The organism is Phyllobacterium trifolii, from assembly GCF_014192095.1.
GTDB lineage: Bacteria > Pseudomonadota > Alphaproteobacteria > Rhizobiales > Rhizobiaceae > Phyllobacterium > Phyllobacterium trifolii.
Window position 1 is genome coordinate 70,206 of sequence record NZ_JACHXN010000011.1, and the last position, 11,301, is coordinate 81,506.

9 protein-coding genes are annotated in these 11,301 nt (G+C 57.7%); 7 read left to right on the top strand and 2 right to left on the bottom strand.

Features of this window, described 5'->3' with window-relative positions:
• Position 1 precedes the first annotated feature (1 nt).
• Positions 2-2,449 (bottom strand): ATP-dependent helicase, encoded by a 2,448-nt coding sequence (locus FHS21_RS17260; protein ID WP_112530066.1) that lies wholly within the window; start codon positions 2,447-2,449, stop codon positions 2-4.
• A 267-nt stretch (positions 2,450-2,716) separates the two neighbouring features.
• Here FHS21_RS17260 and FHS21_RS17265 point away from each other — a divergent pair, with 267 nt between their 5' ends.
• Positions 2,717-5,053, top strand: coding sequence for a glucose/quinate/shikimate family membrane-bound PQQ-dependent dehydrogenase (locus tag FHS21_RS17265; RefSeq protein WP_112530064.1), 2,337 nt, complete (start codon positions 2,717-2,719; stop codon positions 5,051-5,053).
• Between the two features lie 191 nt (positions 5,054-5,244).
• Positions 5,245-5,778 (top strand): glyoxalase superfamily protein, encoded by a 534-nt coding sequence (locus FHS21_RS17270; RefSeq protein WP_112530062.1) that lies wholly within the window; start codon positions 5,245-5,247, stop codon positions 5,776-5,778.
• An 18-nt stretch (positions 5,779-5,796) separates the two neighbouring features.
• Here the strand turns inward: FHS21_RS17270 and FHS21_RS17275 are convergent, their stop codons facing one another.
• The gene (locus FHS21_RS17275) at positions 5,797-6,267 is read right to left on the bottom strand and encodes an Lrp/AsnC family transcriptional regulator (RefSeq protein WP_112530060.1); all 471 of its coding nucleotides are present in this window, start codon (positions 6,265-6,267) and stop codon (positions 5,797-5,799) included.
• 146 nt (positions 6,268-6,413) lie between these two features.
• Here FHS21_RS17275 and FHS21_RS17280 point away from each other — a divergent pair, with 146 nt between their 5' ends.
• From FHS21_RS17280 to FHS21_RS17300, 5 genes are all read left to right on the top strand, one after another.
• Entirely contained in the window at positions 6,414-7,325 is a 912-nt protein-coding gene (locus tag FHS21_RS17280; RefSeq protein WP_112530058.1) for a DMT family transporter, read from the top strand.
• Between the two features lie 45 nt (positions 7,326-7,370).
• Positions 7,371-8,246, top strand: coding sequence for a dienelactone hydrolase family protein (locus FHS21_RS17285; protein WP_112530056.1), 876 nt, complete (start codon positions 7,371-7,373; stop codon positions 8,244-8,246).
• Positions 8,247-8,329: 83 nt separating this feature from the next.
• The gene (locus FHS21_RS17290; RefSeq protein WP_112530054.1) at positions 8,330-9,280 is read left to right on the top strand and encodes a hypothetical protein; all 951 of its coding nucleotides are present in this window, start codon (positions 8,330-8,332) and stop codon (positions 9,278-9,280) included.
• A gap of 8 nt (positions 9,281-9,288) precedes the next feature.
• The gene (locus FHS21_RS17295; RefSeq protein WP_112530052.1) at positions 9,289-9,663 is read left to right on the top strand and encodes a DUF2185 domain-containing protein; all 375 of its coding nucleotides are present in this window, start codon (positions 9,289-9,291) and stop codon (positions 9,661-9,663) included.
• A 121-nt stretch (positions 9,664-9,784) separates the two neighbouring features.
• Positions 9,785-11,194 carry an FAD-binding oxidoreductase gene (locus tag FHS21_RS17300; protein WP_183663288.1) on the top strand — a complete coding sequence of 470 codons (1,410 nt, stop codon included), beginning with the start codon at positions 9,785-9,787 and terminating at the stop codon, positions 11,192-11,194.
• The last annotated feature ends 107 nt before the right edge of the window (positions 11,195-11,301 follow it).

An 11,301-nucleotide genomic window follows, 5' to 3' on the forward strand; every position in this document is an offset into this window, starting at 1 on the left:
CTCAAATCCCCTTCACGAAGCTGTCCAGCACACGCTTTTGCCCGGCCTTGTCGAAATCGATCGTCAGTTTGTTGCCTTCGATCGATGAGACATTGCCATTGCCAAACTTAATGTGGAACACGCGGTCGCCCACGTCGAAATTCGAGGGCGTTTCGCTGACGGATTTTGCCACCAGTTCGCCATCGATCGTGCGACCCTTCACTGAACCGCGCCCTGCGCCGAGGACGGAATCCGTTTCGCCGTAGCCGATACGCTCCACCTTTGCGCCGGAGCGCGAGCCCCAGTTGTTGCGTGTCGCGTCGGAGCGGTTTTGCTGGGCGCGTTGCCAGCCAGGCGTTGAATAGGTGTTCTCGAATGGGTCGGCGCGGTCGAAGCGCGATTGACCGTAACCGCCGCCTCGGCCGCCATACCCTCCGTAGCTATCGCCGCCCGCCACCACGTCCACATGCGCTTCCGGCAGCTCTTCGAGAAACCGGGAAGGGATCGTCGATTGCCACAGGCCATGGATACGCCGGTTTGAAACGAACCAGATATGCAGGTTCTTCTTGGCGCGCGTCAGTCCGACATAGGCGAGGCGGCGTTCTTCTTCGAGGCCCGAGCGGCCGCCTTCATCCAGCGCGCGCTGGTGCGGAAACAGGCCTTCCTCCCAACCTGGAAGGATGACCGTCTCAAACTCAAGGCCCTTGGCCGAGTGAAGCGTCATGATATTCACGGCATCGAGGTTTTCGTTCTGCTCGGCATCCATGACCAGCGCGACGTGTTCGAGGAAAGAGCGCAGCGACTCATATTCCTCCATCGAGCGGATCAGTTCTTTCAGGTTTTCCAGCCGGCCCGGTGCCTCGGCGGAGCGATCCGCCTGCCACATGGCCGTGTAGCCGGATTCGTCGAGGATTTTCTCGGCGAGCTCCGTATGCGGGGTCGTGTCGATCTGCCCCTGCCAGCGCTGGAAATTTTCCACCACCTCGCGCAACGCTGAGCGCGGCTTGGGCTTCAGCTCTTCCGTCTGGACGAGGTCGGCCGCCGCGTCGAGCATGCTGATGTCGCGGGCCCGTGCATAATCATGCACCTGCCGGATTGCCGCTTCGCCGAGGCCGCGCTTGGGCGTGTTGATGATGCGTTCCAGCGCGAGATCGTCAGCGCCTTGCGCTACGACGCGGAAATAGGCCAGCGCATCGCGGATCTCGAGACGTTCATAAAACCGCGGGCCGCCGACCACCCGGTAGTTCAGGCCGAGCGTGACGAAACGGTCTTCAAACTCGCGCATCTGGAAAGAGGCGCGCACAAGGATCGCCATGTCGTTGAGATTGTGGCCCTTGCGCTGGGCTTGCTCGATCTCTTCGCCGACGGCGCGTGCTTCCTCTTCCGAGTCCCAGGAGGCATGCACATTGACCTTCGCATCTTCAGGATTGGCCGCATCGGTGAAGAGGGTTTTGCCGAGACGGCCTTCATTGTGCGAAATCAGGAACGAGGCGGTACCAAGAATATGCGCCGTCGAGCGGTAGTTGCGCTCCAGCCGGATCACAACCGCGCCGGGAAAATCCTTCTCGAAGCGCAGGATATTGTCTACCTCCGCGCCACGCCAGCCGTAAATCGACTGGTCGTCATCGCCGACACAGCAGACATTCTTCGAACCCTGCGCGATCAGCCGCAGCCACATATATTGCGCGGTATTGGTGTCCTGATACTCGTCGACAAGGATATAGCGAAACTTGGCGTGATATTCCTTCAGCACATCCGGATAGGCGCGGAACATGCGGATCGGATGGCAGAGCAGGTCGCCGAAATCGCAGGCGTTCAGCGTCTTCAGGCGGTTCTGGTAGGCGCTATAAAGCTCGCGCCCCTTGCCATTGGCAAAGGCGCGCGCATCGCCTTCCGGTATTTCGGAAGGGCCAAGGCCCTTGTTCTTCCAGCCATCGATCATGAGAGCAAACTGCTTGGCGGGCCAGCGTTTGTCGTCGAGGCCCTCGGCCTGGATGATCTGCTTGATCAGGCGAACAACATCATCCGTGTCAAGAATGGTGAAATCGGACTTGAGGCCAACCAACTCCGCATGACGCCGCAGCAGCTTGACGCCGATCGAGTGGAAGGTGCCGAGCCATGGCATGCCCTCGACTGCACCGCCAACCAGAACGCCGATACGCTCTTTCATTTCACGGGCGGCCTTGTTGGTAAAGGTTACCGCCAGGATCTGGCTTGGCCAGGCTTTGCCCAGCGAAAGGATATGCGCAATACGGGAGGTCAAAACGCGCGTCTTGCCCGTACCGGCACCAGCCAGGACGAGCACCGGACCTTCCGTCGTTTCAACCGCCAGTCGCTGTTCAGGATTGAGCCCGCTCAGGTAGGGTGGCGCTCCACGCGCTTGCATGGCGCGTGCAGCTATACCCGAAGGCTGGCGCGGTGGCACATCAGCTTCGTCGAAAAACGGCATATCGTCAGGTAATCCGGACATTTGAACCCAATGTAGTGATTCGGTACCGAAAAACCAGAAAAATGCGATACAAAAAGAGAACGGCGAGGCTTAGGCACAATCTTCTACACCTAAACTTGAAGTTGAAATATACGCCAAGCGATATTGCGTCCTTTGGATTTACGGCATACCCATTTTGATTGAGACGACTCTTTGACTTGAGCACACCCTGACAACCGCCGGCACGTTCGCAGCCGCATGTCAGAGATCATTCGATCCTGATTGAGCTTGGAAAAGGACTCCCGCCCCATGGCAATCACTCTGACAGCCGTTGTTTTCCTCCTGATCGGTGCGGCACTGGGTGCTGGTGGGGTCTGGCTCGCGGTGCTTGGTGGCAGCTGGTATTATATCCTCGCTGGGCTGGCTTTCCTGATTACGTCCTATCTTCTCTTCCGGAAACGCGCCTCGGCGTTACTCGTTTACGCGGTCCTGGTGATCGCTACGCTTGGCTGGGCTATCTGGGAGATCGGCTTTGACTGGTGGCAGCTCGCGCCGCGCGGCGGTGTCATCATCCTGCTCGGGCTATGGTTGCTGACGCCGTGGATTCGCCTTGGCCTGAATACTGGCGCTGACGCACAGCGGACGTCGTGGGGTCCGGCCGTTCCTCTGCTGCTCACCGTTCTCGCCGCACTTGTTGTTGCCGGCTACTCCATGATGGGGGATCCGAAGCAAATCACGGGCGAACTCAGCGAGGAGGTTATCGCAACCGAGCCTGATTTTGGCGGCAACGTTCCCGCCGACGATTGGCACCAATATGGTCGCACACCCTATGGCCAACGCTATTCGCCGCTGAAAGAGATTACGCCAGACAACGTCAATAGTTTGCAGGTTGCCTGGACCTACCAGACCGGCGATGTGAAACTGCCCGATGATATCGGTGAAACCACCTATCAGGTAACGCCACTGAAAGTGCGCGACACGCTTTATATCTGCACGCCGCACAATTGGGCCATCGCGCTCGATGCAGCAACCGGCAAGGAAAAGTGGAAGTTCGACCCGAATGTCGGGCTCAATCCCGATCGCCAGCACCAGACATGCCGCGGCGTCTCCTACTATGCGGACCCGGCTTTGCAGCCCGGCCAGCCTTGTGCCGAACGGGTCTATCTTCCGACCTCAGACGCGCGATTGATTGCGCTTGATGCGGCAAACGGCCAGATCTGCCCCTCCTTCGCCGACAAAGGCACCCTCCATCTTGAAAAGGGCATGCCATACGATCCGGCGGGCTATTATTATTCTACTTCGCCGCCTGTTGTCGCTGCCGGCAAGATTATTGTCGGCGGTGCGGTCAATGATAATTACTCGATACATGAGCAGTCCGGCGTCATTCGTGCGTACGATATCAATACAGGCGCGCTTATCTGGAACTGGGATTCAGGCAATCCCGACGTGACGACGCCCTTGCCGGAGGGCCAGACCTATACCCACAACTCGCCCAACAGCTGGTCGGTTTCAAGTGCCGATGAAAAACTAGGACTGCTGTTCGTTCCGCTCGGCAACCAGACGCCGGACCAGCTTGGTGCGGGACGGTCGGAAAATGTCGAGAAGTTCTCGTCGTCGATCGTTGCGCTTGATCTCAACAGCGGGCAATTGCGTTGGGTACGCCAGACGGTTCATCACGATCTCTGGGACATGGATGTTCCCGCGCAACCGACGCTCCTCGATATCAATACCGCAACGGGCGCCATTCCAGCACTCGTCGGGCCGACCAAGCAGGGCGACATTTACGTTCTCGACCGGCGTACCGGCGAACCTATCCTGCCGATAGAGGAAGTCCCGGCGCCGACAGGTGCCATCGAGGGGGATCATACCGCTCCGACACAGCCAGTATCTGCTCTCAACTTCATACCGCAGCGTTTGACGGGCAAGGATATGTGGGGCGTGTCGATGTTCGACCAGCTGGCATGCCGCATCGAGTTCCTCAAGCTACGCTACGAGGGCCGTTACACGCCGCCATCGCTGCAGGGATCGCTGATCTATCCGGGCAATTTCGGCGTGTTCAACTGGGGCGGCATTGCTGTCGATCCCGGGCGCCAGATCATGTTCGGCATGCCGACCTATCTTGCCTTTACCTCAAAACTGGTTCCGCGTGCCGATGTTCCGCCGCCGGGCGACAATACCAAGGGCAGTGAGCAGGGCCTCAATCGTAATGAAGGCGCACCCTATGCGGTCATCATGGGACCCTTTGTTTCGCCGCTCGGCCTGCCTTGCCAGGCTCCACCATGGGGCTATGTGGCCGGGGCCGACCTGCGCACCGGCAAGGTCACCTGGAAGCACCGGAATGGTACAGTGCGGGATTCGTCGCCGCTGCCATTGCCGTTCAAGGTCGGCGTTCCGGGCATTGGCGGTCCTATGATCACCGCCGGCGGCGTCGCTTTCCTCAGTGCTGCTGTGGATGATTATCTGCGCGCCTATGATGTCACGAACGGCAATCAGCTTTGGGAGGCACGCCTTCCGGCAGGCGGCCAGTCGACGCCCATGTCCTTCGCTTTGAACGGCAAACAGTATGTAGTCATGGTCGCCGGCGGGCACGGTTCTGTCGGGACAAAACCCGGCGACTATGTCATCGCCTATACCCTGCCGAAGTAGGGTATAGGCCGGATTGACTGCGCTTCAAACCGCCTCTAACAATTGAGGCGGCAGATGCAGCCGGCCGCTCGCGGGCCCCACGGCTCAAGGTGAATGTATCGTACAAAAACGTCGTTTCATCCTTTGATAGGTGAACGGGTCGGCAATGCGGGCACTGACTTTCCTCGTTCACCGGATGCGAAGGAAAAACGATGCGTACATTCAATGACGCCAAGGCGATCGCCAAGTCGTTGCGCCAGGCACTCAAGCAAAAGAATATCGAGATCTCCCACAGCGAGGGGCTGGAACTCGTCGCGGCGGGATTCGGTTTCGACAGTTGGAACGTGCTTGCCGCGAAGATCGAGAATGAGTCGCCAACGACGAATGCCGCCGTTTCATTTGGCCCGGCTATTCCGATCCTGCGGATTTTCGACGTGGCCAAGGCCAAGGAATTCTACCTTGATTTCCTCGGGTTCACGCTCGATTGGGAACATCGCTTCGGCGATAATTTCCCACTATATTGTCAGGTCTCGCGCTCTGGACTCACCTTGCATCTCAGCGAGCATTCCGGCGACGCCAGTCCGGGCGCTCGCGTCTTCGTCCGCATGAATGGCATCGATGCGCTGCATAAAGAACTTCACTCGAAAGACTACCGCTTCATGAAGCCCGGTATTGAACAGCAGGATTGGGGACTTGAGGTGATGGTCATCGATCCTTTCAGCAATCGTATCTCGTTCTGCGAGTAGTCTGACGAGACAGATCTATTATCTCTGCGGGAGCTTTAAAGGAGCTCCCGTTTTCACGGTGCGAATGGCGAAATTCGAACGGATGTCCGCAACGCCAGGAAGCAACAACAGCTTTTCAGTGAGGAACCGCTCATAGGCGCTCAGATCCTCGACAACCACCTCGGCGAGAAAATCCGCGGTTCCGGAGATGAGGAATGCAGCTGTCACTTCCGGCATGGCAATGAGCGCCGCCTGTTGCGCGTCGGAATTTTCGCGGCTGTGCTGCCCGACCTTGATTTCCACGAACACCGTCAAGCCGAGACCGACTTCCTTGCGGTCGATATCAGCGCGGTAACCGCGGATGACTCCGGCCTTTTCCAGATTGCGGATACGGCGCAGGCAAGGTGAGGGCGAAAGATTCACCTTCTCTGCAATCTCGACATTGGTCGCCCGTGCGTCCTCCTGCAGCGCTTCGAGTATTCCAATATCAAATTTATCCAGATTTGGCATAAACGGCCTCATACTTCTGTTTAACTTACTGAATATTGCTGAAAGCGTATCAACGGTGGCATCAACTTGCAAGGACATGCTCATGCCATAGGCGCTATCCTGACTTTCAACCGAAGATGTTCGGGCATTTTTGAAAGGAAGTTCCGATGGTTGCTCTCAGTCCAGAATTCAGGAAATCCAATTCCCTCGCCACAGGCTATGCGGGTGCGCTGGTCACCGTTTTCATCTGGGCGACGTGGATCATTGCCACCCGCCACAGTAGCGGCACGCATCTCGGCACGATCGATCTTGGCCTCATCCGCTACGGTGTTCCGGCATTGGTCCTCGCACCGGTGTGGTTGAAGACGGGACTTATCCCTCGCGATGTTCCGCTCGCCCTTCTGACGATCATGGTCTGTGGTGCTGGTGCGCTGTTCTTTCAGGTCACCACCTTCGCCATTCATTCGACGCCCGCTTCGGCCGTCGGTGTTCTACTCGGCGGCTCCATGCCGCTTGCTGCTGCACTGATCGGTGTCGTTGTCTTCGGCGAACGGCCGGATCTCACGCGCTGGCTGGGCCTTGGCTCCATTGTCGCCGGTCTTGCCATCCTTCTCGTGCTTGCCCTCAACAGTCATGAAATCACGTGGGTCAGCTTCGTCTTCCTGCCGCTTGGTGCCTTACTGTGGGCAGGCTATACCCATGCATTCAAGCGGTCCGGTTTGACGGCACTGCAGGGCGGTGCGCTGATCGCGGTCTGGTCTTTCCTCATTCACGTTGGCCTCGCGCTCACCTTCGGCTCCACGATTCTCGAGGTTCCACTGCCTGAGCTCGGTTTGCAGTTCCTGAGCCAGGGTGTCCTGTCGGGTCTTGCCGCGATGTTGGCCTATGGCATCGCCGTCCGTTCCCTTGGTGGCAGCCAGGCAGCCGCCTTCAGTGCACTGACGCCTGTTCTGGCTGCCCTTGGCGGTGCCATATTCCTTGACGAGCCGGTCGGCGTCTGGGAGATTGTGGCAGCACTTATCACCGGACTTGGCGTTGCCCTTTCAACCGGTATCCTTTCGCATCGAGCCAAGGGCTGATGCGAGGGACACGCGCCTCGTCCTCCACGTTTGGAGGAAACAGTTATGGACAAGCCGACAATCACCCAAGCGATGGTCGAGGCCTACGACGAATATACTCACCTGTCGCTTGATCGCCGCGCCTTCATGGAAAAGTTGACCAAGCTTGCAGGTTCCGGGGCTGCTGCCGCCGTCATCGCCCCTATGCTGGCGGCAAACGCTGCGCAAGCCGGAATCATTGCGGTCGATGACCCAAGGCTTCGCACCAAGGACATCGTTTTTTCGTCATCCGCAGGAGACATCAAGGGATATCGGGCAAGCCCGGCAGAACGCTCGGGCAAGCTCCCGGCTGTTATTGTCATCCATGAGAATCGCGGCCTGAACGAGCATATTCGTGACGTTGCCCGCCGCATGGCGCTCGAAGGTTTTGTCGCATTGGCGCCGGACCTGCTTTCCGCATCTGGCGGAACGCCGGGCGATGAGGACAAGGCGCGGGATATGATCCAAGCGCTGGATTCAAAAACTGCGATTGCAGAAGGCGTTGCAACCATCGAATATCTCAAGCAGGACAAAGGGACCACCGGCAAAGTGGGCGTCGTCGGCTTTTGCTGGGGCGGTGGCATGGTCAATGATCTTGCCGTCAACGCACCCGATCTCGGCGCCGGGGTCGCATATTATGGCCGGCAGCCAAAAGCCGAAGACGTCGCCAAAATCAAGGCACCGCTGCTTTTGCAATATGCCGGTCTCGATACGCGGATCAATGCAGGTATCGATGCCTACAAGAAAGCCCTCGAACAAAACGGCAAGAGTTTCGAGATCCATATTTATGATGGCGCGAACCACGCTTTCAACAATGATACGTCCGAAGCCCGCTATGACAAGAAAGCGGCGGATCTCGCCTGGAGCCGGACGGTAGCGTTCTTCCAGAAGAATTTGGCGTGAGGAGTACGAAAAACAAAAGGGAAACCAAAAGCTTGCGGGACCGTTCTAAGGCCATTACTTCTGCTGAAAGAAGGAATGACCCGATGCGAATTGTTACCCTGATCCTGAGCCTCGCGCTCTTTATGCTGGCAAGCGTCCAGTTGGGACTTGCACAAGAGCGGGTTTTTCCCGGCGGTTCGGGTGTCGGGCTTGTGCCTCCTCCCGGTCTGGTCCTGTCTACCAATTTCAGCGGGTTCGAAGATGCCGCCAAAGGTACATCGATCGTTCTGACGGAACTGCCGGTGGACGCCTATGCGGAGCTCGCGGCAAAATTCAATCCCGATGGTCTGCGCGCGACCGGTATCGAGGCTGGCCAACCGGAAGATTGGCCTGTCGAAGGCGCTGTGGTCTCAAAACTCATTCGCGGCAGCCAGGTCGCGGCCGGGATCAAATACCGGAAATGGGTGGTCCTGGTCGGTGCGAAGACGACAACTGCCATGGTGACGGTACAAATACCCGACGGCGTCCAGGGAGGCTTGTCGGACGCGGATGTCGAGACCGCCCTGCGCACGATCACGATCCGCAACCCGCCAAGCCTCGACGAGCAGGTCGCCGCCTTGCCGTTCAAGGTGTCCGATACGGCCGGATTTCGCCCGGTGCGCGTGATAGCAGGGGCGACTTTTCTTTTGACCGAGGGTCCGAATGATGTCGCGGCAAACTCGATGCAGCCCATCATCATCATTGCGTCCAATCTCAATACTGCACCGGAAGCGCCGGCGCGAATGTCCTTTGCCAAACAGGCATTCGCCTCATTGACTGGCATCAAGGATGTGCAGTCGGACAACGAGACGAGCTCTGAAGAAAATGGCGCGGAATGGGTCGAGATCGACGGGAGTGCCAAGGATGCTGCCAGCGGAGATGCGCTGTACGTCGCGCAAATTGCTCGTTTTGAAACAAGCCGTTACGTGCGCGCCATCCTGATCGTGCGGAGCAGCGAGAAGGACAAGTTTTCCGATCGTTTTCGAAAACTAGCCAAATCCCTGACGATCAACTAAAATTAGCTATGGAGAAAAGCTACCGACTCACCAAGAACGAGATACGGCCATTGATCCGCAACTATGGCGGTTGCATTGCGACGGATACGATCACGATCGATGGCTATCCGGTACGCTTCATGTACCGCGAGGATCCTGACAACGAGATGGATAGCGGTTGGCGGTTTCTCTCCGGTTTCGAGAGCGACGACTATATGGAAGACCCGGACAACAGCGGCATCTTCGAGGTCAATACCATCGCCAATTACGATCCCAGTATCATTCCGCTTCTGGACGCTCCTGTCGGCAGTGTGTTTGAAAAGACCGGTGAGCAGGAACGCTTCATCCCCGTCACTGATTGGCAGCCGGGCGAAGACGATGACGAGGATGACGACGACAATTAGATCCCGCCTTTTCGCATGCGGGAAGTCGTCACGGTAATCACACAGAGTTACAACTGGACAAGTCGTGTGCATTCCCCGAAAATGCACGCGTGGAAGACGTATATTGAAGGGTGGAACTGGAATGGCATTGGCAGACGCGGGCGCTTTGCTACGCAACGAAAACGGTATCGCGACGGTCGTTTCTATTCTGAAGAAACGCTTCGGCGATAATGCGCAGTCGGGCAAGTCCATTCGCGAACAGCACGCGCATACGACGAGTTACGTGCCCAACCAGGCACCGGATCTGGTCGTTTTCGTTGAGTCCGCCGAGGATGTTCAGGAAATAGTGCGCCTGTGCAGCGAATGGGGCGTTCCGGTGATCGCGTTTGGAACAGGCACTTCCCTTGAAGGCCATGTCAACGCGCCAGCCGGCGGCATTTCCATTGATCTTTCGCGTATGAATCGCATTCTCAAGGTCTACAGCGAAGATTTGAATGTCGTTATAGAACCAGGGGTTACGCGCAAGCAGCTCAACGAATATCTGCGCGACACGGGTTTGTTCTTCCCCATCGATCCCGGCGCGAATGCCAGCCTCGGCGGCATGGCGGCGACGCGCGCTTCGGGTACTAATGCCGTGCGCTATGGCACGATGCGCGAGAACGTGCTGGCACTGAAGGCAGTGATGCCGGACGGACGCTTGATCACCACGTCGAAGCGGGTGAAGAAAACATCGGCAGGCTATGATCTGACGCGTCTCCTCGTTGGGTCGGAGGGCACGCTCGGCATCATCACGGAGTTGACGCTCAAGCTCTATGGCATTCCGCAAGCAATTTCCGGCGGCATATGCGCGTTTCCGGATCTTGAAAGCGCTTGCAATGCGGTGATCGAGACGATTCAGATGGGTATTCCCGTCGCGCGCATCGAACTGGTCAATCAGCTCGAAATGCAGGCGATTATCGCCTATTCCAAGCTGGATTATGAGCCTGCACCTTATCTCTTTCTCGAGTTTCACGGCAGCGAAACCAGCGTGGCCGAGCAGGCGGAACTCTTCGGTGAAATTGCCGCTGCCAATGGCGGCGGTGAATTCAAATGGACAGCCAATGCAGAAGAGCGTGAGAAGCTCTGGTCGGCGCGCCACAATTCCTATTTCGCCTGCATGACGCTCGCGCCTGGAAAACAGTCGCTTTCGACTGACGTGTGCGTGCCAATCTCGCGCTTGGCGGAATGCATCGTCGAGACCGAGAAGGATATCGAGGAGAGCGGGCTGATAGCGCCGATCGTCGGTCATGCCGGCGACGGTAATTTCCACGTGCTCGTGCTGTTCGACGAGAAAGACCCGGCCGAGATCCAGAAGGTTGAGGCCTTTGTCGAGCGTCTCAATTTGAGGGCGATCGCGATGGATGGAACGTGCACGGGTGAACACGGCATCGGCCAGGGCAAGATCAAGTTCCTTCGGGCAGAGCTCGGTGGTGCTGTCGATGTGATGGAAGCGATCAAGCGCGCAATCGATCCGGGCAATATCATGAATCCCGGCAAGATCTTACGCCTTTAGGCTCACGAATTGATTCCTAGCGCTAAACCATTGTGTGAGCGTTGCAAATTGACCAGAAAGACTGTCATGTCTTGCCGCCGCCAAAAACTGGTGCTTATGGTGCCCGG

Coding starts and splice junctions, on each gene's coding strand:
- FHS21_RS17280 (WP_112530058.1), top strand. CDS start 6,414: ATGGTTGCTCTCAGTCCAGAATTCAGGAAATCCAATTCCCTCGCCACA.
- FHS21_RS17260 (WP_112530066.1), bottom strand. CDS start 2,449: ATGTCCGGATTACCTGACGATATGCCGTTTTTCGACGAAGCTGATGTG.
- FHS21_RS17290 (WP_112530054.1), top strand. CDS start 8,330: ATGCGAATTGTTACCCTGATCCTGAGCCTCGCGCTCTTTATGCTGGCA.
- FHS21_RS17295 (WP_112530052.1), top strand. CDS start 9,289: ATGGAGAAAAGCTACCGACTCACCAAGAACGAGATACGGCCATTGATC.
- FHS21_RS17270 (WP_112530062.1), top strand. CDS start 5,245: ATGCGTACATTCAATGACGCCAAGGCGATCGCCAAGTCGTTGCGCCAG.
- FHS21_RS17265 (WP_112530064.1), top strand. CDS start 2,717: ATGGCAATCACTCTGACAGCCGTTGTTTTCCTCCTGATCGGTGCGGCA.
- FHS21_RS17275 (WP_112530060.1), bottom strand. CDS start 6,267: ATGCCAAATCTGGATAAATTTGATATTGGAATACTCGAAGCGCTGCAG.
- FHS21_RS17300 (WP_183663288.1), top strand. CDS start 9,785: ATGGCATTGGCAGACGCGGGCGCTTTGCTACGCAACGAAAACGGTATC.
- FHS21_RS17285 (WP_112530056.1), top strand. CDS start 7,371: ATGGACAAGCCGACAATCACCCAAGCGATGGTCGAGGCCTACGACGAA.